Here is a 21,998-nt window from a genome sequence, read left to right as displayed (position 1 = left end):
TTTTTACCGGGCGATTCCGGACGGCTCAATCCCCCTCGCGGTACCCGGTAATATCCCCGATTCTCCGATAGAGGGGCGCCAGGGCGCCGTAGGTCTTCATATACACATCGTTGAACAGCTCATTGTATATTTTGTGATTCTCTTGGATCGGCTCGAACTCCTCGCCGGTATGTACCATGGACGCCACCGCCTCGTCGAATCCATTGAACATACCGGTCGCCACCGCCGCGTCTATGGCGGCGCCCATGGCGCAATTCTCGAAAATCTTCATCCTTTTTGCGGGGAGGTTGAAGACATCCGCGGCGATCTGCACGGCCATGTCGCTGCGGGAACCGCCGCCCCCCACCCGAAGCTCTTTCAGGGGGACCTTTGTATCCTTCTGCACCAACTCTCCCAAGCGGCGCAGCTCGTAGGCGATGCCTTCCAGGATGGACCGATAGATGTGCGCCCGGGTGTGGACGCTGCCGAAGCCGATGATGGATCCCTTTGAAAACTTCTGGGACGGGTGCGGCGTCCAATAGGGCTGCAGCATCAGGCCCATGGAGCCCGGCGGGATGTCCCGAATCACACTGTCCAGGAGCGCCTCTGGCGAGACCCCCTGCTTTTCGGCCTCGATCGCTTCCCGGTGGCCGAGCTGCTGGATGAACCATTTGGCCATCCAGAAACCTCGATAGATGAAGCATTCCAGGCACCAGGCGTCCGGCAGGGCGGAACACCAGGTAAAGTAATTCAGCTTCTTGCTTTCAATGAATTTCTTCGTCATCACCTCCATGGTGGTCGCGGTGCCGTAGGATATGGTCCCAATATCCGGGGTGATGGCCCCGGCGCCCAAGGATTCGGACTGCTTGTCCCCGGCACCGATGACGACCGGCAGCCCCTCGGGGAGACCGGTCTCACTCGCGGCCTTTTTCGTTACATGCCCCACGACCTCGTTCGGCTTGAAGAGGGTCGGCAGCTGATCACGACCGATGCAAAAAACGTCCAGGATGCCGTCGATGCCGTACCAGTCGAATTTCTTCGATTCCAGCGGCCAGTATCCGACATACATGGACGCGCAATCATGAAACGAATCGGTGAGTTTCTTGACGAAAAAGGTGGTGATCTGTCCGAAGATATGGGTCTTCTTATAGACGTCCGGCTCGTAGGTATAGATCCAGGTGAACTTTGAATTCTTCTGTATGAGCCTGATCAGCTCCGCCTTTCCGATAACCGTAAACAGCGCCTTTATCTTCCAATCCACCGGCGGGGGATCCTCGGTAAAACGCTGATCCAGCCAAATGATGCAGTTACGGAGCGGCGTTCCGTCCTTATCCATCGGGATGATGCATCCCCGCTGGGTCGTGATGCCCAGACCGCAGACCTTTTTCGGATCCACGTCCTTATGCGTCATTACTTCTTTGACCACACGACAGAATTTCGTCCAGTAGTCGTCGGGACTCTGCTCCGCCCATCCGGGATTGACGGAAAAATAGGGGTCCAAATCGAGCTGGGATTTGGCGATTTCCTTCCCCGAGTGATCATACACGATCGCCCGAATGCTCTGCGTGCCGCTGTCGACGGCGATGATGAATTCTTTATCCATGATACGACGTCCTTTATATAAAAAAGTGGAATATGTCTCGTTATATCTCCGGTTCCCAGGCCGGGTCTTTTTCCCGGTAATAGTCGAAAAAGCGGGTACGGTTCATCTCGGCCTTCTGGATCAGCTCTTCCTTCGTTATCACTCCCCGTTCAACGAGGAGATCCTCGAGCTTGATCATGGCCTGTTGATAGGGGAGACAGCCGTAGAGGAACGTATCATGCCCCTCCAGGGTGATTCGGTTCCTGATTTCCCGGACGGGGCCGGAAGAACCGATGGCGCAGTCCCCCAGAAGAAACGTATTCTTGAAATCCCATTCTTTGTCCGGAGGAATCTTGGGATCGACGCCCACGATCAGGGCCGCCCCCTCCTCTATCCGCGCCAGGTTTCGGAGCACCATCGCGGACATGAGCCAGCACGACGGGCACGCCCCGCCGATGAAGACATCCACATTCGGATAGACGCCGGTGACGAACGATTCAATCGGCTGGGTAAAATTGTAGGGCAACAGAAACGATCGCGAGACCTCGTCGATGGAACATCCCCTCACCTCGATGGCCCTGAGATCCATCGTTCCGATGCCGTCATGTGCGGCGATCCGGGTGGTCCCGACCACGCCCGGGTTCTGAATGCCCATGAGCCGGCTTGCGACCGTATCCACCGCCACCACGTCCTCTCCCGCCAGGATCAATCCCATCTCGACGGGGGTTCCGCTCTCCCCCGCCCCCATACCCTCCATGCCGATCAATCCGTCAACCAGAGTCAGGTCCGGTTTTCTGACCTTGAGGATATCGACCAGGTGTTGATCAAGATCGTCCCGATGACCCAGGTATCGATCCCCCTCCGTGAGAATGCCCTGGAGGTTTTTCACGCCGAGGGTCACCATGGTCATGGTGTGGGTTTTCAGGGCTGGCAGATCGATAAACACATCCGCATTTTTGATGATCTCGGGATAATCAATAAAATGAAGCACCTTGCCGTCGGGTACCGGGAGTCGCCCGGTCGGTGCGTCCTCTACTCCCATCACCTCCCCCCCGGCGGCCTCCACGGAGCGGGTGACGCCCAAGAGACGCATCACCTCCAGCGTCGTCATCCCCCGATTGATTCCCCGCTGTGCGTCCTTTTTATCGATATTCACCCGCTTGATAAGGCTTCCCACACTCACCCCCTCGATGACCACCACCCTTTTTGCCCCCGCCTTTCGGCACAGCTTTGTCACAGCGCCGATCACCCGGCGGTCGACGGATACGGGGGGCGGGTAGGGGGCGAAGAGATTTGGCTTGATCGCCACCGTATCGCCCTTTTTCACAAACGCGCCGATGCCCCCGATCAGGTCCAGGGCTTCAGTAACCAGTGTGTGAACATCCTTTTCGGTAAGGGGGATTTCACCCCGAACAATGGATACGGCGGTCTGCGTGCTCATGGTGCCTCCTCTGTTGCCGACGCACCCACCACTCCAAGTGATGGGCGGTGATTCGTTGAAAATTTTGATAAAGAATATATCACAGTGAATCCGTTTCCACAATCAGGAAACATAATGAGATGAAACGGGGGTTTTTACTGCATCGGAATCATTAGATGCCCACGACCCTTCCCGGTCTATCATGAAAAAAGGCCGGCATACCGCCGACCTGTATTATTGAATATTGGTGCCGAAGGCGGGATTCGAACCCGCACAGGCGTCGCCCACCACCCCCTCAAGATGGCGTGTCTACCAGTTCCACCACTTCGGCACGAAAATTTTGCGTACTGTAACCGATTACGCTCCTCAGTGTCAAGCCAATTCGCATCACGAAAACGTGATTTTTATTCGTCTCCAAACGGTATATCCGGGACATCCGGCAGCTCTTCCTCCACGCCGGGTCTATCGCCCAGATCGCGCATGAGGGACGACGAACCCATACTCGATGTAAAGTAAGCGAGACCGAGGCTTGTGAGCATAAACAGAATCGCCGCCACTGTGGTCAGCTTGTTCAAGAACGTAACCGGGCCGGTGCTTCCGAACAGTGTCTGGCTGGAGCCGCCGAACGCCGCGCCCATATCTGATCCCTTGCCGGTCTGCAGCAGCACGATCATAATCAGCGCAATACATACCAGCACATGCAATATTGTTGCGATTATCGTCATCGAGACATTCTCCTGTTTCTCTATCCTCTCATACCCCGAACACAATCAACACACCCCTGCCTCCCCTCTCTCTCACCCATCTCCCCCCATTTCACACCCCCCTCACGCCCCCGCCTGGTATTTCACGATTCCCTCAAAGGAATCCGCCTTGAGGCTCGCGCCTCCCACCAGTGCGCCGTCGATATCCGGCTGTGTCATCAGCCCATGGGCGTTATCCGGGGTAACACTACCACCATACAATATTCTCATATTGTTTGCAACATTTTTATCATAACTATTCAAAAGCAGCTCACGGATACACCGATGCATATCCTGGGCCTGGTCGGGCGTCGCCGTCTTTCCGGTGCCGATGGCCCACACCGGCTCGTATGCCAGTACGGTTCGGGAAATCGTCTTCGCGTCCATGCCGCTGAACGCCCCCTCCACCTGCGCCTTCACGATATCTTCCGCCCGCCCCGCTTCACGCTGGGAAAGATCCTCTCCCACGCAGACAATGGGTACGAGGCCCTCCGCCAGGGCGGCGGTGATCTTCCTGTTAATCAGCACATCCCCCTCGCCGTAGATCTTCCTTCTCTCGGAATGCCCGATTATCACCATCTGTGCCCCCACCGCCGTCAGCATCTTCGCCGACGTCTCCCCGGTAAAGGCGCCTTTCTGTTCCTCGTGCAGGTTCTGTCCGCTCAGCTTTATGTTCGACTTCGAGATGATCTCGGAAATTGGATACAATACCGTGAAATTGGGGGCGATAGCCGTGTCCACATCAGTCACAGACCCGATACGCCTTACAAGCTCTTCTGCGAGGTCCATGGCTTCCGACAGCGTAAGGTTCATTTTCCAGTTTCCCGCGATCAGTTTTTTTCGTGTCATGGCTATTCCTTTCTTTCCTGCGCGATCCTGTCGGTCGTCGTACCGTATCTCCCGAATATAAACACGGCACACACCACACACGGCACTCGGATGAGATTTCTCCGTATTCGGAACACGGCCGTGGAGGATCCGTCGTGCGACCGGAAGCGACTCCTCAAGCGTGACGCACACCTCCTCCCCCACTTTACCCTGAGGGGGACACATCCGAACTCACCTGAAGCGGTGATCCTCCCTCACGACCCCGCCCTCCTTACTCCCTCATTCCCTCGGCTTTTCATTCCATGGTGTGTACAAGTCCCGTCCACACATATTTCCCACACAGCCGTATATGAATGGACGCACTCACCCGCAAATAAGTAGTGTATACCAATTTGTGCCGTGATGGCAAGACTATTTTGAAGACAATTTTCGGCATACAAAAAGCCCGATTATAGAAAATCGGGCGGAGGTGAAGATATGTGAAGGCTTGAACATATGGCACGGGTTAAAAACGATATGTTAAAACCCTACGAATACACAACTGTATTTGAAACTTAATTTTCCGGCGAGGCTATCTCATCATGAACGAACTCGATGAGCTTTCCTGAAAAATCGAGAATCTGGCCGAGGTCGTATCCGGAGCTTTTCAGGTCCCGAAAAAGTGTTTTGGCCATCAATTCCATTCCCTTGTACCCATTCCCGTTTTTGCTCATACGCGTGCTGCAACCGTTCGACGTATTTTTGCCGTTCCCTGAAACTTTTTGTGTCTTCGCGGTCATATATAATTCTTTCCAAGAACAAGTATAGGGAGCGCAACCGCCATTTGAAATGACTTTTGTGCGCATATTGCCTTATCTATTCGAAAGGTAATAATGCAATTGATGTGCCAACAACGAATCTCGGAGTGGTTAAAATAATCAATAATAACAACATGTTATGGGGTAAAAACATGTCGTGCGTCAGTATGAACCTTCACTTCATGTCACCCATGACACATTCGCGTGTCAATAAAAACACAATACAACTGATCAAATAAACATGCGGGCATCACTGGGGACGTCCCGCACAAAAAAACATACGATATTCCTGAAAGTTCAGTGCGCCATGCTCCCTTTCAGCTCCACTATCGCTTCCACAATAGCGGGGAGCACCGTCCCTACCTTTCCCTGTAGAAGATAATCCGAAACCCGTCCGGTCAATTGCGTGGGTTCATCGTTTACCTCGATGATTATCGCACCGACATTCGGTGACGGCTCCGTAACCGACGTTGAGAAGAAACCACCGCCGCGCTTTGCAACAAACGGAAGCTCGGCGGCGGGATACACAACCGCAGAGGTACCCGCCACGATCATCACATCCGCCATCTTCGCCTCTGAAATCGACCTGTAGAGAGAAGCGGAAGGGATGCTTTCCCCAAAGAAGACCGCGTCAGGCTTCAATATACCGGAACATTTTTCACAGCGTGGGGGAAGCTCATGTTTATCCAGCTTTTTCTCCACTTCCTCCAGGGGATATCGGATATCACACTTGATGCACTTGGCCCACAACATATTTCCGTGAAACTCGATGACATCCATGCTCCCCGCCTTCTGGTGCAGGTTGTCCACGTTCTGGGTGATCACGCACTTGATGTGTCCCATGCGCTCAAGCTCCGCCAGAGCGAGATGAGCCGGATTCGGCTTCGCCTGTGCCATATCAAGGTCGCCGTTCTTTTTCATTTCAAGGCTCATTTCCCAGATTCTTTTCGGATCCGCCAGAAACCGATCATACAGAAATTCCATCGGGTCATACTTTTCCCAGAGACCGCCGGGGCTCCTGAAATCCGGGATGCCCGATTCGGTGCTGATGCCCGCGCCGGTCAACACGACCACATGCCTGGCGTTGAAAATGTCCCGCGCGGCTCTATGTATTAGCTCTTTCATATAAGAGTCCTTACATGCAAAAAGATACACACATCATCTTACATAATGCTTCGTACACGCTATCACAGGAGCAAGGGTATCTCAAGATAAATCTCGCCGGACAGATGGATGGAGACGCCTCTCTTCGTTCACCCCCGACGGATAAATTGTCACTCACAGGAAATATGGCACTTCCTGCTGTCCACGTCGGTATACGTGCCGGAGAGACACTCAATACAAAAGGAAGGAGGCGATCCATCGGCAAATGACTTCCTCAGCTTCTGGTATGCCTGATTGTTCCAGATATCGAGGAACCCCTCATCGGCGATATTGCCGAGATAGAGGAGGGGAAAACAGCAGGGCCTGACGTTCCCGTCATACCCGATATAGGAGAAATCATAGAGTCGGGGGCAGAAGAATTCCTCCTGTTTTTGGGGCGCCTGAGACCCCAGAGAGAAGGGCTCGGGCAGGCGGGATTCCAGACCCAGCTCAATCGCCCGACGGCGCACCTCCTCCAGGGCGCGGTTCGCCCGCTCCTGGTCGAAAAAGAGACTCCTTCTCACCAGCTCCTCCTTGTACGCCATCAGGTAGTTTACCTCGATGACGTCGGCGCCCAGGTCGGCCACAAACTCCGTTAATTTCGCAAGATCCTCCACGGTCTCATTCATCGCCACGGCGGCGATCACGATCCGGGGTGTTTTCATGCCCCGCGCGTTACGGGATTCAATGAAGCTTCTGACGTTTTCCGTCACACGCCGAAACGATGCGCCGGTACGGATGTCCTCGAACCGCTTCGGGTCGGGGGTATCTATGGACACGGCGATCTCGTCCACGTCTCCATCCAATATCGCTCGGGCCCTGTCGCCGAACAGGAGGGTGCCGTTTGTGTAAAACGACGTGTGACAGGCGAATCCGGCAACCCGCCCCATGACCGTTTGAAACTCCGGGTGGGCCAGGGGCTCGCCGTATCCGTGGAGGATCAGCTTCTCGAGGCTGGGGAAGAGAAACGTCAACGTGTCGAAGAGAGAAATCGGAAGGCTGCCCGGTCCGTAGGGAAATTCGTTTCTCGCACAGATCGAACAGGTCAGGTTGCAGTCGGCGGAGAGCTCCACCTGGAGAATCGTCGGCAGCGACGACAGCTCTGTTTTCTTTTCCTCTCGCTCACGGTCATTGAGGAGTCTGTTCTTTTCGGCCATTTCGTTCATCGTACAGCGTACCTTCTCCTCCTGTTTTTCCCGGTCGGTTATGCCCGTTGTGTCGTATCGGATCCGCACAAGCCGCCGACCAGATGAAAGAGGCATTTGATCCCCTCGAGCAGCGCCCGCTCACTGATCCGCTCGTTCTTCCCGTGAACCCGGGCCGTCTCCTCAATCGTCAGCGGAGCCGTGGAGAGACCGTAGCAATCAATCCCCAGTGACCTGAAATAACGGGAGTCGGTAAAACCGGTGTTTATCATGGGGACGCATGCGGCATTTGGATACATCTCTTGAATCAGCCGTTCGATCTCCCGATACGTATCGGTATCCGACGGCGAAAGGGACGGGGGCGCATATAATATTTCACTCACTTCCACACCGTCATCCCCGATGGTCCGCCCGAGCCACGAGAGAAACTCCTCCTTGTCCGTTCCGGGCAGCAAGCGGCAGTCGATGGTGGCGACCGCCTCGTCGGGGATGACGTTCGCCTTGATGCCGGATGTGAAGCCGGTCACGCTTATGGTGTCCCTGATCATTGCGTCAAGGTTTTTATCCTTCAACGCAGCCGCCAGGGCGGCCAATGGACGGAAAAACGGAATCCGGGCGGACCTGAGCACCAACCCCCCGATCCCCCCCATCGCCCTGCCGAGGCTCGTGAAGGTGTCTATATTCTGTTTGAAAAAACGTGCGGGGCGTCGTTTTTTTCCCAGGCGGGAAAGCGCCCGGGACATCCTGACCACCGCGTTGTCCTTTACCGGAACCGAGCCGTGCCCGGACGTGCCGACACAGCGAAGTGTCAGCCACAGAGGGCCCTTTTCCCCCACGCCGATCATGTAGAGAAGCCGCCCTCCAGACAGAACCCCCGAGAGGGGGCCGCCGCCCTCGTTTATGAGCACCCGGGCCTGAATCGAATCGCCGTGTGTTTCGGCCACAAATCCCGCGCCGAATTTTCCCCCGGTCTCTTCATCCGCCGTAGCCAAAAAGACGAGATCCCGCTTCAATCTGACGCCGAGCCGTGCAAAAAGCAGCATGACCATCAGCCCGATCACCCCCTCGCTCTTGTCATCGAGGCTTCCCCTTCCCCATATCCAGCCGTCCTCACGTATTCCTGCAAACGGGGCTATCTCCCACTGCGTCCCGTCGGCGGGGACCACATCCGCATGGGAGAGGAGAACAACACCTTGAGGATCGTCTCCCGTGATTTTCGCCCGAATGCTGCATCGTCCGGGAGCGGATGTGATAATCTCGTGGGCGATCCCCTCCTTATCGAGTATATTCGCGAGAAATTGAACCGCCTCCTTCTCGTTCCCGGGAGGATTGGTCGTATCGAATTGGATATATTGGGACAGGATCTCCGCCGCCTCGTCTCCGACATCAATCCAGTTGATCCGCTCCATATTCATTCACCCGCCGTATCGGCCTTTTTTCTCATCCGCTTCTTCTCGGACATCATCCGCTTTTCCCGCAATCGCCGCCTGTCCATATACGCCGGCGGCCTCGTACTCTTTCTGGGGGTGGGGATTCGGGTATGCTCCTGGACCTTTTGGGAAAGACGGTCCAGTGCGTTCTTCAGGTTTCTTGATCGGTACCTGCTCTCCGCCGCCACGGCAACGATCCCCGTGGGCCGATGCACGGCCCTGACCGCCGTGTCCTTTTTGTTGCGGCGCTGTCCTCCCGGCCCCGAAGCCCGATAATACTCTATATCGATGTCTTTATCCGAAAGCATACCGTCTTCTTGGACCGAGGGGCGAAAGCGCGGCTCCCCGCTAAAAAAACACGATTATCTCATACGGCATCAGCCGCCGAAGGCCCCCAGGTCAGAATCCGTGACCGGCCCCAGGAACACCGACGACGCACCATCGAGATCTATCACCTCCCGGGCCACCTCACTTACGTCGTCTATGGTGACCGCCTCTATCTTCTTATGAATTTCCTCGGCGCTCACCTGGCGGCCGAAATACATCTCGTTTTTCCCCATGCGCCCGAGCCGGGCGCTCATGCTTTCCAGACCCAGGAGCACGTTCCCCTTGATCTGTCCCTTGGCGGATCGGATCTCGTCGTCCGTAACGGCCTCTTTCGCAATGCGTGAAAGCTCCCGCTCCAGCACGGCCGTAAGCTCAGAAACTCGGTCCGGCTCCGTTCCGGCATACACGCCCATCACTCCGGCCTCGCGAAAGGTATTTAGGTAGGAATAGACGTTATACGCCATGCCCCGTTTCTCCCGAATCTCCTGAAACAGTCGGGAACTCATGCCGCCGCCGATGATCGTATTCAGCACGAACTGGGCGTACCGCTTGGGATGGGAGAAATTGAGGGCGGGAAACGAGACGACGGCGTGAACCTGCTCGATATCACGCTCTCTGACGACCGATCCCGGTAGAAAGCGGGGAGGCAAAAGCTTCCCGTGCGATCCCTCGGCCACATCACGAAGGGCCGTGGACAACAGAGACTCCAGGTCGGTGTCCTCGAGATTCCCCACCGCACCCACCATGATGTTGTCCCTCACATGATGGGTGCCGACATACTCCAGGAGCACATCACGGTGAAATCCGTTGATGGTTCGATCGTCTCCCAATATGGAATATCCAAGGGGGTGGGAATCCCACATCCGCTCGAAGGCCAACTCGTGAACGTACTCTTCGGGGGAATCCTCGACCATCTTGACTTCCTGAATGACCACTCTCTTCTCCCGATCTATTTCGTCGACGGGAAACGTGGAATTCAGGAAAATGTCGGTGATGATGTCCACCGCCAGAGGGAGGTCTTCCTTGAGCACCTTGACATAAAAGTGGGTGTATTCCTTGGACGTATACGCATTCAAGACGCCCCCTACATCGTCTATTTCCTTGACGATGGCGAAGGCGTCTCGTTTGTGAGTCCCCTTGAAGATCATATGCTCGACGAAGTGGGCGATGCCCCTTGTTTTGTCTCCATCGAACACCGATCCAGAGGTCACCCATATCCCCAGGGATACTGAATGGACATAGGGTATGTGTTCGGACAGGAAGGTGATTCCCGATCCGATGGATCGTTTGTGAAACATGATGTGTTATCGTGGCGGTCTTTTCTGTCTGTCACCTCGGCCGCCCCGGTCGTCCCCTCCCCCCCTGTTTTCCAGGGCTTCCTTACGGGAGAGCTTGATCCGGCCTTCCTTATCGATGTCGATGACCTTGACCCTGACCTCGTCGCCTTCCTTGAGTACGTCGGTGACCTTGTTGACCCGGTGATGATCGAGCTGGGAAATATGCACCAGCCCGTCGACGCCGGGAAGAATCTCGACAAACGCGCCGAAATCCATGATCCGTACCACCTTGCCGGTATAGATGCGGCCGATCTCCGCCTCCTGGGTGAGGTCCTCGATGATCTGGACGGCCCGTTTTGCGGCGGTTTCATCGTTGGTGGCGATATCCACACGACCGTCGTCGTCTATCTCGATACGGGCGCCGGTATCGGCCACGATCTGGCGAATCACCTTCCCGCCTGGACCGATGACGTCTCTGATCTTGTCCGGGTTGATGTAGATGGTGATAATCCGAGGCGCGTACTGGGAGATATCCGGCCTGGGCGCTTCGATGACCTCGCTCATCTTGCCGAGAATGAACATCCTTCCCTCTTTCGCCTGGGCCAGGGCCGTCTCCAGAACATGCCTGTCGACGCCGGAAATCTTGATGTCCATCTGCAGGGCCGTGACCCCGTCGACCGTACCCGCGACCTTGAAATCCATGTCACCGGCGTGATCCTCGTCTCCCAGGATATCCGATAAAATGGCGATGTCGTCATTCTCCTTGACCAGCCCCATGGCGATACCCGCCACGTGCTTGGCGATCGGGACACCGGCATCCATCAGGGAAAGGCTGGAGCCGCAGACGGTCGCCATCGATGACGATCCGTTGGATTCCAGCACGTCCGATACGATACGGATCGTATAGGGAAAATCACTTTCATCGGGGAGCACCGCGGAAATAGCCCGCTCGGCAAGGGCGCCGTGGCCGATCTCCCGGCGGCTGGGGCCCCGGAGCATTTTCACCTCCCCAACCGAGAAGGGGGGAAAGTTGTAGTGAAGCATGAACGACTTGAAGCTCTCGCCCCTGAGGGCGTCTATCTTTTGCTCATCCTGAGAGGTCCCCAGAGTGCTGGACGCCAGAACCTGGGTCTCACCCCGGGTGAACAGGGCGCTGCCGTGCGCCCTGGGAAGAAAACCGACTTCGCATGAAATATTCCTGATCTCGTCGAATTTCCTCCCATCGATACGAACCTTATCCTTAATAATCCGATCCCGCATGATCTTCTTCTGGGCGAGCTCAAACGCACCGGTGAGATCACGCTCACGATCCTGATCGTCGTTTTCACCTACGATCTCAAGCATCTCCTGTTTCACCGCCTTTATGGCCTTCGAGCGATCCTTTTTGCTCGAAACAGAAAGGGCTTGGGCGATTTTATCGCCGTATCCGTCCATAATTTCGGGAAGTGTGTCGACACCCGCTTTCTTTCCAATAAAGTCTCGCTTCTCTTTTCCCACTTCCTTCATTAATTCAAGCTGCATATCGATCAGCGGCTGAATCGATTCGTGGGCGAGCATCAGCGCATCGACAACGACGCTCTCCTCCACTTCCGAGAAGCGCCCCTCCACCATGACGATGCTGTCTTTGCTTGCGGCCACCACCAGGTCCATCTCGCTCTTTTCCAGGTCGTTGGCCTGGGGATTGATGATAAATTCTCCGTCAACCCGTGAAATACGAACCGCGGCGATGGGACCGTCGAAGGGGATATCGGAAAGACACAGGGCGCATGAGGTTCCCGTCAGCGCCATGATATCCGGATCGTTATCGCTATCGATGGAGAGCACCGATGCGATGACCTGCGTCTCGTAGTAATATCCGTCCGGAAACAGCGGACGGATGGGACGGTCGATGATGCGGCAGGTGAGAATTTCCCGCTCGCTGGGCCGCCCCTCCCGTTTAAAAAACCCGCCGGGTATCTTGCCGGCGGCAAACGTCATCTCCTGATACTCCACCACCAGGGGCAGAAAATCCGCACCCTCCCGGGGCTTATCCTCGGAAACAACGGTAACCAGAACCCTTGTGTCGCCGTATTTTACGAGAACCGAACCGCTGGCCTGCTTGGCCATTTTGCCGGTCTCCAGCTTAAAGGGACGGCCGTGAAACTCAATTGTTTTTGTTATCATATATCTCTCTCAAATTGAGATACCGGACGGCGGGCCTACTTTCTGATGCCCAGTTTTCCGATTAAATCCCGGTATCTTTCAATGTCCTTTCGTTTCAGGTAATCCAGCAGTCTTCTGCGCTTCCCCACCATTTTAAGCAGACCACGTCTGGATGTATGATCTTTTTTGTGGGTTTTCAGATGATCGGTCAGAATATTGATTCTCTCGGTGATCAGGGCTATCTGAACCTCAGGAGAACCGGTATCCGACGTGTGTTTTTTGTGATCTTCGATAATCGCTGTTTTTGCTTCAGGTACCAGCGACATGGTTTTACCTCCTCTTGCTATCGATGAAAAACCTTGAAGGGTCTGATATTGACTTTCATTTTTCTTCGTGTTTCGACCCGTCCAAGTGCTAATAGTCTCCCTTCATATACCAGTTTGACGGTGCTTCCTTCACTCACCGTTCCAATTTCTTCACGAAAGAGCGGTCCACCCTGGGAGACACGCTCTGCGTCACTGGGCGTCAAACTCACTTCCGCCATATTGCCGATGGCCTCTCTGAGCCCGATGACATGTTCCCATCCCTTTTTCCCTAAAGAGGCAAACTCGTCAAGGGAATGCGCCGCCTCGATGTGAAACGGCCCCGAGCGGGTTCGCCTGAGCTCCATCAAACACGCGCATACCCCCAGCGCCCGCCCAATATCCACCGCAAGGGTACGGATATAGGTCCCCGGAGAGCAGGTGACCTCGAACGTGATGAGCGGGGGGAGATACGATACCATTCCGATATGCGTGATGTTCACCGTCCGCTCGGCCACTTCAACTTCGACTCCCTTTCGAGCCAGCGTGTAGAGCCGGACTCCGTCCACCTTCACCGCAGAAAACATGGGCGGCCTCTGGGATATCTCGCCTGTGAACGTATCCAAAACCCGCATCACGTCTTCCGTCGTAATGCCCGTCGGGTCCCCTCGTTCGATAATCTCTCCGGTGGCGTCAAAGGTGTCGGTGGCCACCCCCAGCTCGATAACACCCCGATACGCCTTATCGGTTTTATCGAGGTAGGGTATCAGCTTTGTACCCTGATTGACACCGAGAACCAGCACCCCCGTGGCAAAGGGATCGAGCGTACCGGTGTGTCCCACCTTTTTCGCTCCCAGTGTCCTCTTGACCTTCTGCACGACGTCATGAGACGTCAATCCCGAAGGCTTATCGATGACGACTACGCCGTCTTCACGCATTGGCGACCCCTTCCCCGATGGAATCCATAACGGCACCCCGCACCACGTCGAACACCCTCTCCTTTGCCTGGTCGAGGGGCATGTGAACGGTACAGCCGGAGGCGTTTGTATGGCCTCCTCCACCGAATTGAGCCGCCACCCTGGAAACATCCAGATTGCTCCTGGATCGAAAGCTGACCTTGTACCCCCCTTCCGGAAGCTCACGGAACAAAACCGCAACTTTTACACCTGCGACGAAGCGAGGATAATCGATAAAACCCTCGATAATATCAGGACCGCTGTGTGTTTTTTGAAACATCTCCTGGGAGATGGTCATCACACCGATGGCCATATCATTCGAGAACTCCAGGGTGGAAAGCGCCTCCCGGAGCATTTCCAGCCGGGCGATCGGGTAGCTCTCATGTATCTGTTCGGCCACCATGTCCGGGCGCACGCCCCGTTCCACAAGGATTCGGGAAATTTCGAACGCCCGGGTGTTTGTGTTCGAATAGGTAAAGCAACCGGTATCGCTCATGATCCCGGAATAAATACATGTGGCGATGTCTTTGGAAACGGGACCGCCCATCCCGCTCAAAATATCAAAGATGATCTCTGCGGTGGCCGATGCCCCGGGATCGACCAGATTCAGGTCGCCGAATCCGCGATTCGACACATGATGATCGATATTGATAATCGTCCCCAGGTCGATGTCCGAACCGGGCCGTCCGCCGACCCGTTCCCAGTCTGTGCTGTCAAGCACGAGGCTCACGTCATAACGGGAACCCTTCAGCGGTGCAAGATCATGCACCACCATGTCAACACCGGGCAGGAACCGAAAGTTTTTCGGCACCGGATCCTGCATGTACACGGTGACTGAACTATTCCGCTCTCTCAAATATAACGAACACGCAAGGAGTGATCCGACGGCATCACCATCGGGATTCAGATGCGTGGTCAAAAATATCCGCTGTGCGCGTTCTATAACCCCGGATATATCGGCTCTCATCGATGCTATTGCTCTCGTTTCAGGTCGTCAATAACCTTTTCCATGCGTTCTGCGTAATCCAGGGAGGTATCATACGCAAAAGACAATTCCGGCATACGTTTGATCGTCAGTGTTCGGGCCAGCATCGTCCTAATGAAGCCGGAGGCGCTTTCCAGACCCTTCTGAGTCTCATCCTTCCCCGAACGATCTCCAATAATATTATAATATATGACGGCGCGCTTTATATCAGGGGATACATCCACTTCGGTAATATTCACCATACCGATCCGCGGATCCTTTATTCCATCAATGAGAAGCCGCGATACCTCTTCCCTGATCAGGTCGCCCAGCCTCTCGGGTCTTCTACCGGGCGCTTTCACACAAATCTCTCCCCATCGGAATACTGGATAATCTCCATTTCCTGATTGATCATTTCGGCGAGATGAAGAGAATCCATGAAGTTGATTATTTTATCCAGTTGGGCGTTGACGAGCGATGCGTCATTGCCCACCACAGAAACGCCTATGACCGTCCTCTGCCACAGGTTCCCGGCATCCACCTCGGCGCACGCAACGTTAAATTTATTACGAACCTGATCGGTGAGCTTTCTGACAACCTGCCTTTTGGACTTCAGGGAGTTCGCATGGTGGATGAAAAACTCCACTCGTCCAACGCCAACGAACATCCCGTCCTCCGCCCGTTACATCTCAGCGGGCACTTCCTCTATCTCATACGCCTCTATGATATCTTTGGGCTGTATATCACTGAAGTTTTCTATGCGGATTCCACACTCGAATCCGCTGGCGACTTCCTTGATGTCGTCCTTGAATCTCTTAAGGGATCCCATTTTCCCCTCGAAGATGACCTCGCTTTCCCTTATCAGGCGCACATGGGCATCCCTGAGCATCTTGCCGTCCAGAACATAACTTCCCGCGATGGCACCCAGCTTCGGAACGTTGAATATTTCCCGAACCTCGGCCCGTCCCAGGGTCTTTTCCACTAGTTTCGGCGCCATCATGCCGGTAATGGCCTTTTTGATATCTTCAACGCACTCATAGATGACGGTATAGAGCTTAATTTCGACCTTCTCCTGATCGGCCAGATCCTGTACCTTCGCCTCCGGTTTCACGTTGAAGCCGATCACTATCGCCTCGGACGCGGACGCGAGCATCACGTCGTATTCGGTGATGCTTCCGGCGGCGTCGTGAATAATAACCACCTTCACGTCCTCCTGCTCCAGCTGGACAAGGCTCTCCCTGAGGGCTTCCACGGATCCCTGAACATCTCCCTTGATAATGAGGTTGAGTTCCCGTATATCCTGTTTCTGGATACGCTCGTAAAGGTCTTCCAGGCTCACCTTTGCTGGAGTGGAGAGCATTTCCTTCTCCCTCTCCTTGAGCTGACGATGGGTGGCGACTTCCCTGGCGTCCCGCTCGCTCTCGAACACGATCATCGGATCACCGGCCTCAGGAACGCCCCCGAGACCGAGAATCTCCACCGGCGTCGACGGGCCGGCCTCTTCAATCTGTTCGCCTCGATCATTGATCAGGGCGCGAACGCGGCCGCTGAAAAGCCCCGTTACAAGGTAATCGCCCACCTTCAGGGTCCCCTCGTTGATAAGAACGGTGGCGATGGGGCCTCGACCTCGATCGAGGGTGGCCTCCACGACGATACCCCGGGCGAGCTTGTTCGGATTCGCCCGAAGCTCAAGCATTTCGGCCTGGATAAGAATCATCTCAAGAAGTTCCTGGATACCGGTCTTCGCCTTTGCGGAGATCTCCACAAAGATAGTATCGCCGCCCAGATCCTCGGGCAAAAGCTCAAACTCCATGAGCTGCTTTTTCACTCGTTCCGGCTTCGCGTCCGGTTTGTCAATCTTATTGACCGCCACGATTATCGGGACACCGGCGGCCTTCGCGTGATTGATGGCCTCTCGGGTCTGGGGCATAACCCCGTCGTCGGCGGCCACCACGAGTACGACGATATCCGTTACCTGGGCGCCCCGGGCACGCATGGTGGTAAACGCCTCATGGCCTGGGGTATCCAGAAACGCGATCTTCCTTCCCTCACTGACCACCTCATAGGCGCCGATGTGCTGGGTGATGCCGCCTTCCTCCCCGGCGACGACATTGGCTTCCCGAATTGCATCAAGCAGGGTGGTCTTTCCATGATCAACATGCCCCATAACCGTTACGACCGGGGGGCGCGCCTTCAGATCATCTTCCGAATCCACGACATCCTTGATAAAGCGTTCCTCCTCAAAGGCGATATTCTCCACCTCGTGGGAGAATTCCTGGGCGATCACGGAGGCGGTGTCCATATCCAGTATCTGGTTGATGGTCGCCATAGTACCGAGATCCATGAGCTTTCTGATCACATCACCGGACTTTATACCCATCTTTTTCGCCAACTCGCCCACGCTGATGACGTCTTCGATTTTGATAACGCGTTTGATGGCCTTGGGAGTGGTGATTGTCGGTTTCTGAAAGACCTTTTTTACCTGTTTCGGCGTCCTTTTCTGTTTTTTCGCCCCCTTTGGCGCCCGAACCTTGCGTCCCTCCTCAAATTCCTGTTCGGGCTTGATCAACACTTCCCGCTTCTTCGGAGCCCGCTTCGGGGCGCTCTCCTCCGTGACGGCGGAGGGACGCCGTTTCTTCTTCTTTCTCTTCCCGGCTTCAACAGCCTTTTCCGGAGAGACGACCTGACCTACAGCCTTGTCGGGAGCTGCCGCCTTCTCTTCCTCCGGGGAGGTCCTTTTCGCTTTCGGCTTCGGTTTTGGTTTTTCCTTCTTTTCCTTATCCGGCTTCGCAATTATTTTTGGGCCGGACAACTCGGGAGAAACCTCACGGGAAACCGTTCGAAGCCTCTTCCTGGGTGCTGTCCTGCCCTTTTCTTCCGGCTCGGCGTGCTCCTCCGCGGCCATCTCTGCCTTCGCAGGCTCCGGTTTCTCTTCGGCGGCCTTCTCCGGAATCGGGGGCTCCTCTTTCGGAGCCGCGGCCTTCTTTGCGGCTTCCTTCTTGGTCTCGGTCTTTTTCTCGTCGACCGCGGGCTCAAGGGCCGCCTCGACCGGAGTTTTTGCGGTCTTTTTCGTCTTTTCCTCTACTGTCTCCGGCTCCTGGGATTCTTCTGCTTCCGCGGATTTTTCGGCGGCTTCCGTCGACTCCTTTTCCTCTTCCGGTTTCCCCTTTTTCTTGGCGCGCCTTCTGATAACCGTGGGTTTGATGCGTTCCTCTACAACCTCGGAACTGCGTTCCTTCTTGATTTTTTCCTCAAGAATGCGCACCTCCTCCGATTTGAGATTCTCAGAAGCGTCGGAAACTTCCAAACCCATTTCCTTTATCTTGGAAACGAGCGCCTCGTTCTCCATTTTTAGTTTTTTTGCGAGTTCGGAGACTTTCATTATTCCTACTATACGAAAACAACTGGTCCGTTTCGCGATACAAACCCGGTCGTTCCGGGTATATATACATTTCAACACACACGTATTACATCATCGCGTAATATCCTGTGTGATTTCACATATCCTTATCGCCACGGGCACGGGCCGACTCGATGAGCGCTTCCGCTTTCTTCTGCCCTATACCGGGAAGATCGCTGAGGGTCTCGGCGTCGCTTTGGGCGATCTTTTCTATGGTATCGAAGCCCGCCTGAATCAGGGTTTCCAGCATCTTATCACCCACGCCGTCAAGGTCCTTGAGAGACGATTCCACCGATTCCGTCGGTTCATCCACCGAGGCCGCCCCACCGCTGGGTGCGGGGGCCTCCGCCTCTGCGGTGTCGGTGTCTGTTTCTTCAATATCTTCAACGCTTCGGACCGGTTCCCGCCCCTCGACGATATCCAGTGCGACGGCGTAGATACTCTCGGCCTTTTTCTGCCCCAAGCTTGGAATGCTGGAAAGAAATTCCGGGCCGGATTCAACAACATCGGAGACCGACATGATCCCCGCCTCATACAGAATCTGCGCGGTTGCTATACCCACTCCGGGTATCGCACCCAGGGCGTAGATGACCTCGGCGAACTGCTTTTCCTTTTTCGAAGCGCTCTTGATGTCCAGCTTCCATCCGACAAGCTTCGAGGCGAGTCTGACATTCTGTCCCTTCTTCCCAATGGCGAGGGATAACTGGTCATCGGCGACGATAATCTCCATTTCCCGGACGTCTTCTTCGAAAATCACTTCCGTGACCTCGGCCGGGGACAGGGCGTTACAGACGAACTTGACCGTGTCTTCATCCCAGGGCACAATATCTATCTTTTCGCCCCTGAGCTCCTGCACGATGCTCTGCACCCGTGATCCCTTGATGCCGACACAAGCGCCCACCGGATCGACATCACGATCCGTGGAATACACGGCGATCTTGGAGCGCTCCCCCGGCTCCCGGGCCGCGCCCATTATCTTCACGATACCCTCGCTTATCTCCGGCACCTCCAGCTCGAACAGTTTGACCAGAAGACCCGGGTGCGTACGTGACATGATAATCTGAGGGCCCTTCGATTCCCGGAGAACGTCGAGGATGTAGGCCCTGATGCGGTCTCCCTGGCGATAGCCCTCTCGGGGCACCTGTTCCTTGGAGGGTATGATCGCCTCCGCCCGACCGAGATTCACGTAGATATTGCCTCGCTCGAAGCGCTGGACCATACCGGTGATCAGTTCGTTGACTCGATCCTTGTATTCCTCGTAGATGTTTTCCCGTTCCGCGTTCCTCACCTTCTGGATGATAACCTGCTTTGCGGTCTGGGCCGCGATCCTGCCGAAATCAGAGATATCAAGCTTGAAGCCGAGCACGTCCCCCAAGACCGCTTCCGGATCGGACTGGACCGCATCCTCGAGGGAAATTTCGGTCATTGGATCGGTAACTTCCTCAACCACTTCCTTGAACTCGAACAGCTCGACCTCACCCAGTTCCTCGTTAAACGACGCCTCAATTTCCCGCTGGTTACCGAATTTCTTATTAGCGGCGGTCAGCATCGCCGATTCAATGGCCTCGATGAGGACCTGCTTATCGATCCCCTTCTCTTTCTCGACCTGTTCCAGTACGTGGTTTAAATTCGAGTACATTCCCTTAATATACCCACCGTTCGTGTTAATTGCTCTTCAATCGAGCCTTTTTAACATCGTCAAGCGCAATACGAACACACATGTCCGTCTCCACTTGAACACTGATAATTCCGTCGGCCACATCCATAAGTCGGCCGGAAAAATTCTTTCTCCCATCGATGGGAGAAAATACGCTCACCCTGATATTCTTGCCCACATACTCCTTAAAATCCTCCTCTTTTCTGAGAGGCCGATCAATGCCGGGCGAAGAGACCTCCAGGGTATACGGCGTGTCTATCGGGTCTCGAGCCTCCAGGTATCTATCAAGGGTCTGACTGACCTCGGCACATTCATCAACGGTAATGTTCGTATCCTTGTCGATATAGAAACGAACCAGCCATCTCCCCTGACTCCGATGCAGCTCTATTTCGACCAGGCGACAGCCATGCACCTCGCACGCCTTCTCGCCCAATAGCCAAAGCACCTCTTTCAACGGATCGGTTCGATTCTCCCGCATGATTCGAAAATCCTTGACGACCTGTTTACACCGATGAGATCGTATTCCGTTGAAATCCTATAAAAGAACAACGACTATGTGACAAAGTCGCCGCATATAAAAAAGCGGGCAAAGAGCCCGCTTTCGAAGAAAAAGCAGACCCGAAATCGCCACTACTGCATCACGCACATTCCATAAAACCACAATAAAGCGATTGGAGCGGGCAACGGGATTCGAACCCGCGACATCAAGCTTGGGAAGCTTGCACTCTACCAACTGAGTTATGCCCGCACGAGCAACAGTTTACCAAACAAGCAATATAATGCCTATAAAAGAATTTGTCAAACTATTTATTTCTTCCAGGCATGATACTATTTGGAGATCACATGGGAATCCGGAACTACTCTATATCAAGAGAATCGAGGATTTTATCAATCTCTATCTTATCCTCTCCGTCGGAACCCTGTTCCCTCGATGACGACAATCCCTCCATGGGGGTTGCCGGAGACGAGATCCGCCCTGACATCGACTGCTGCGCGTCGTCTGTCTTCATCGGTTCTACATCCCGTGTATACTTCTGGGATTCTATCTCCTGAAGTAAATCTTTCGAAGCCCGTGAGAGCCCCAGCTCGCCGGCGACCTTTTCGATGATAGCCCTTCCGATCAGATCAGACTTCGAGAGCATTCCCTCTAGAAGGGCGTTGTCGCAGATATTGTTTATCAGACGCGGAATCCCGGTGGAATATACCTGAATCGATTCAATGGCCTCGCTGGTGAAGAGCATTCTGGTCGCACCGGCGACTTTCAGGCGATGTTTGATGTAGTTTTCCGTTGAGCCCAGATTGAAGTGGCCGAGGCGATAGCGCATGGCGACGCGCTGATTGAGCGGTTCATCCTGTTTCAGATTATTTTCCAGATCCGGAAGTCCAAAAAAAACAAACGTGACAAACTTTTTACCCGGTATCTCGAGGTTGAGAAGACCGCGAAACTCCTCCATGATTTCCCGATCCTTGAGCATCTGTGCCTCATCCACCAGGATAACCGCCGATCTCCCCTCCTCGGTTATCTCCACCAATCTCTCAAAAACCTGGCTGAGGAGCTTTACCTTTTCTTCCGCAGGATTATCGATGCCCAACTGCACTGCGATCTTCGCCAGGAGCCAATCCGCGGTAATTTTTGTATGAATAATCACCAACATCGACGCTTCATACTCATCCTCGGAAAGCATATTGAGAAGCTTCCGAGCGATGGTTGTTTTTCCGGTGCCCACATCTCCCATGAGCACCGCAAGACCCTTCATCGACTTGGTTGCATAGCTCAACTTTGCAAGAGCATTGGAATGCTGGTCGCTGTTGTAGTAAAACCTGCTATCCGGTGTATTGGAAAACGGCTCCAGATTCATTCCATAGTATTTGTAATGCTGCATTACTTCTGCAATATATGTATGTT

At 54.6% G+C, this 21,998-nt stretch carries 19 protein-coding genes and 2 tRNA genes; all 21 read right to left on the bottom strand.

Features of this window, described 5'->3' with window-relative positions; translation table 11 throughout:
- Positions 1-25 precede the first annotated feature (25 nt).
- A complete protein-coding gene (locus JW885_00560) occupies positions 26-1,582 on the bottom strand; it encodes an FGGY-family carbohydrate kinase (GenBank protein ID MBN1880634.1) in 1,557 nt (518 codons plus the stop codon).
- A gap of 40 nt (positions 1,583-1,622) precedes the next feature.
- On the bottom strand, positions 1,623-3,002 hold the full coding sequence (locus JW885_00555; protein MBN1880633.1) for a DUF362 domain-containing protein: 1,380 nt from the start codon (positions 3,000-3,002) through the stop codon (positions 1,623-1,625).
- 224 nt (positions 3,003-3,226) lie between these two features.
- A tRNA-Leu gene (locus tag JW885_00550) sits at positions 3,227-3,312 on the bottom strand.
- Positions 3,313-3,385: 73 nt separating this feature from the next.
- Complete coding sequence (gene secG / locus JW885_00545) at positions 3,386-3,706, bottom strand: preprotein translocase subunit SecG (protein MBN1880632.1); 321 nt, start codon at positions 3,704-3,706, stop codon at positions 3,386-3,388.
- Positions 3,707-3,808: 102 nt separating this feature from the next.
- Positions 3,809-4,573, bottom strand: a complete 765-nt coding sequence (locus tag JW885_00540) for a triose-phosphate isomerase (protein ID MBN1880631.1) — start codon at positions 4,571-4,573, stop codon at positions 3,809-3,811.
- Between the two features lie 1,073 nt (positions 4,574-5,646).
- A complete protein-coding gene (locus JW885_00535) occupies positions 5,647-6,474 on the bottom strand; it encodes an NAD-dependent deacylase (GenBank protein MBN1880630.1) in 828 nt (275 codons plus the stop codon).
- A gap of 149 nt (positions 6,475-6,623) precedes the next feature.
- Positions 6,624-7,658 (bottom strand): SPASM domain-containing protein, encoded by a 1,035-nt coding sequence (locus JW885_00530; protein MBN1880629.1) that lies wholly within the window; start codon positions 7,656-7,658, stop codon positions 6,624-6,626.
- Between the two features lie 38 nt (positions 7,659-7,696).
- On the bottom strand, positions 7,697-9,046 hold the full coding sequence (locus JW885_00525; protein ID MBN1880628.1) for a M20/M25/M40 family metallo-hydrolase: 1,350 nt from the start codon (positions 9,044-9,046) through the stop codon (positions 7,697-7,699).
- Positions 9,047-9,048: 2 nt separating this feature from the next.
- Positions 9,049-9,375, bottom strand: coding sequence for a peptide chain release factor-like protein (locus JW885_00520; protein MBN1880627.1), 327 nt, complete (start codon positions 9,373-9,375; stop codon positions 9,049-9,051).
- A gap of 69 nt (positions 9,376-9,444) precedes the next feature.
- Positions 9,445-10,692 (bottom strand): insulinase family protein, encoded by a 1,248-nt coding sequence (locus JW885_00515; GenBank protein ID MBN1880626.1) that lies wholly within the window; start codon positions 10,690-10,692, stop codon positions 9,445-9,447.
- A 6-nt stretch (positions 10,693-10,698) separates the two neighbouring features.
- On the bottom strand, positions 10,699-12,834 hold the full coding sequence (gene pnp / locus JW885_00510) for a polyribonucleotide nucleotidyltransferase (protein MBN1880625.1): 2,136 nt from the start codon (positions 12,832-12,834) through the stop codon (positions 10,699-10,701).
- A 35-nt stretch (positions 12,835-12,869) separates the two neighbouring features.
- Positions 12,870-13,139, bottom strand: a complete 270-nt coding sequence (rpsO, locus tag JW885_00505) for a 30S ribosomal protein S15 (GenBank protein ID MBN1880624.1) — start codon at positions 13,137-13,139, stop codon at positions 12,870-12,872.
- Positions 13,140-13,156: 17 nt separating this feature from the next.
- On the bottom strand, positions 13,157-14,053 hold the full coding sequence (gene truB / locus JW885_00500) for a tRNA pseudouridine(55) synthase TruB (protein ID MBN1880623.1): 897 nt from the start codon (positions 14,051-14,053) through the stop codon (positions 13,157-13,159).
- Positions 14,046-15,038, bottom strand: a complete 993-nt coding sequence (locus tag JW885_00495; protein ID MBN1880622.1) for a bifunctional oligoribonuclease/PAP phosphatase NrnA — start codon at positions 15,036-15,038, stop codon at positions 14,046-14,048. Before JW885_00495 ends, truB begins: the two co-directional genes overlap by 8 nt.
- A gap of 5 nt (positions 15,039-15,043) precedes the next feature.
- Positions 15,044-15,397, bottom strand: coding sequence for a 30S ribosome-binding factor RbfA (gene rbfA, locus JW885_00490; protein MBN1880621.1), 354 nt, complete (start codon positions 15,395-15,397; stop codon positions 15,044-15,046).
- Entirely contained in the window at positions 15,394-15,702 is a 309-nt protein-coding gene (locus JW885_00485; protein ID MBN1880620.1) for a DUF503 domain-containing protein, read from the bottom strand. Before JW885_00485 ends, rbfA begins: the two co-directional genes overlap by 4 nt.
- A 15-nt stretch (positions 15,703-15,717) precedes the next feature.
- Positions 15,718-18,417, bottom strand: a complete 2,700-nt coding sequence (gene infB / locus JW885_00480) for a translation initiation factor IF-2 (GenBank protein ID MBN1880619.1) — start codon at positions 18,415-18,417, stop codon at positions 15,718-15,720.
- 115 nt (positions 18,418-18,532) lie between these two features.
- Complete coding sequence (nusA, locus tag JW885_00475; protein MBN1880618.1) at positions 18,533-20,074, bottom strand: transcription termination/antitermination protein NusA; 1,542 nt, start codon at positions 20,072-20,074, stop codon at positions 18,533-18,535.
- A gap of 25 nt (positions 20,075-20,099) precedes the next feature.
- Entirely contained in the window at positions 20,100-20,570 is a 471-nt protein-coding gene (locus tag JW885_00470; GenBank protein ID MBN1880617.1) for a ribosome maturation factor RimP, read from the bottom strand.
- 194 nt (positions 20,571-20,764) lie between these two features.
- A tRNA-Gly gene (locus JW885_00465) sits at positions 20,765-20,840 on the bottom strand.
- 109 nt (positions 20,841-20,949) lie between these two features.
- On the bottom strand, positions 20,950-21,975 hold the full coding sequence (locus tag JW885_00460; protein MBN1880616.1) for an AAA family ATPase: 1,026 nt from the start codon (positions 21,973-21,975) through the stop codon (positions 20,950-20,952).
- Between the last annotated feature and the right edge of the window lie 23 nt (positions 21,976-21,998).

The organism is Candidatus Zymogenaceae bacterium (genome assembly GCA_016931225.1).
Classification (GTDB): domain Bacteria; phylum Desulfobacterota; class Zymogenia; order Zymogenales; family Zymogenaceae; genus JAFGFE01.
The sequence above is the reverse complement of the archived record's forward strand: the minus strand, read 5'-3'. Positions and strand labels throughout refer to the sequence as shown.

What these genes read in the sequence shown, in the direction of transcription:
- JW885_00485 (MBN1880620.1), bottom strand. Translation starts at nt 15,702, where the DNA reads ATGTTCGTTGGCGTTGGACGAGTGGAGTTTTTCATCCACCATGCGAAC.
- JW885_00495 (MBN1880622.1), bottom strand. Translation starts at nt 15,038, where the DNA reads ATGAGAGCCGATATATCCGGGGTTATAGAACGCGCACAGCGGATATTT.
- JW885_00530 (MBN1880629.1), bottom strand. Translation starts at nt 7,658, where the DNA reads ATGAACGAAATGGCCGAAAAGAACAGACTCCTCAATGACCGTGAGCGA.
- JW885_00520 (MBN1880627.1), bottom strand. Translation starts at nt 9,375, where the DNA reads ATGCTTTCGGATAAAGACATCGATATAGAGTATTATCGGGCTTCGGGG.
- truB (MBN1880623.1), bottom strand. Translation starts at nt 14,053, where the DNA reads ATGCGTGAAGACGGCGTAGTCGTCATCGATAAGCCTTCGGGATTGACG.
- nusA (MBN1880618.1), bottom strand. Translation starts at nt 20,074, where the DNA reads ATGTACTCGAATTTAAACCACGTACTGGAACAGGTCGAGAAAGAGAAG.
- JW885_00535 (MBN1880630.1), bottom strand. Translation starts at nt 6,474, where the DNA reads ATGAAAGAGCTAATACATAGAGCCGCGCGGGACATTTTCAACGCCAGG.
- JW885_00515 (MBN1880626.1), bottom strand. Translation starts at nt 10,692, where the DNA reads ATGTTTCACAAACGATCCATCGGATCGGGAATCACCTTCCTGTCCGAA.
- JW885_00555 (MBN1880633.1), bottom strand. Translation starts at nt 3,002, where the DNA reads ATGAGCACGCAGACCGCCGTATCCATTGTTCGGGGTGAAATCCCCCTT.
- JW885_00460 (MBN1880616.1), bottom strand. Translation starts at nt 21,975, where the DNA reads ATGCAGCATTACAAATACTATGGAATGAATCTGGAGCCGTTTTCCAAT.
- rpsO (MBN1880624.1), bottom strand. Translation starts at nt 13,139, where the DNA reads ATGTCGCTGGTACCTGAAGCAAAAACAGCGATTATCGAAGATCACAAA.
- JW885_00560 (MBN1880634.1), bottom strand. Translation starts at nt 1,582, where the DNA reads ATGGATAAAGAATTCATCATCGCCGTCGACAGCGGCACGCAGAGCATT.
- JW885_00470 (MBN1880617.1), bottom strand. Translation starts at nt 20,570, where the DNA reads ATGCGGGAGAATCGAACCGATCCGTTGAAAGAGGTGCTTTGGCTATTG.
- JW885_00540 (MBN1880631.1), bottom strand. Translation starts at nt 4,573, where the DNA reads ATGACACGAAAAAAACTGATCGCGGGAAACTGGAAAATGAACCTTACG.
- infB (MBN1880619.1), bottom strand. Translation starts at nt 18,417, where the DNA reads ATGAAAGTCTCCGAACTCGCAAAAAAACTAAAAATGGAGAACGAGGCG.
- pnp (MBN1880625.1), bottom strand. Translation starts at nt 12,834, where the DNA reads ATGATAACAAAAACAATTGAGTTTCACGGCCGTCCCTTTAAGCTGGAG.
- JW885_00525 (MBN1880628.1), bottom strand. Translation starts at nt 9,046, where the DNA reads ATGGAGCGGATCAACTGGATTGATGTCGGAGACGAGGCGGCGGAGATC.
- secG (MBN1880632.1), bottom strand. Translation starts at nt 3,706, where the DNA reads ATGACGATAATCGCAACAATATTGCATGTGCTGGTATGTATTGCGCTG.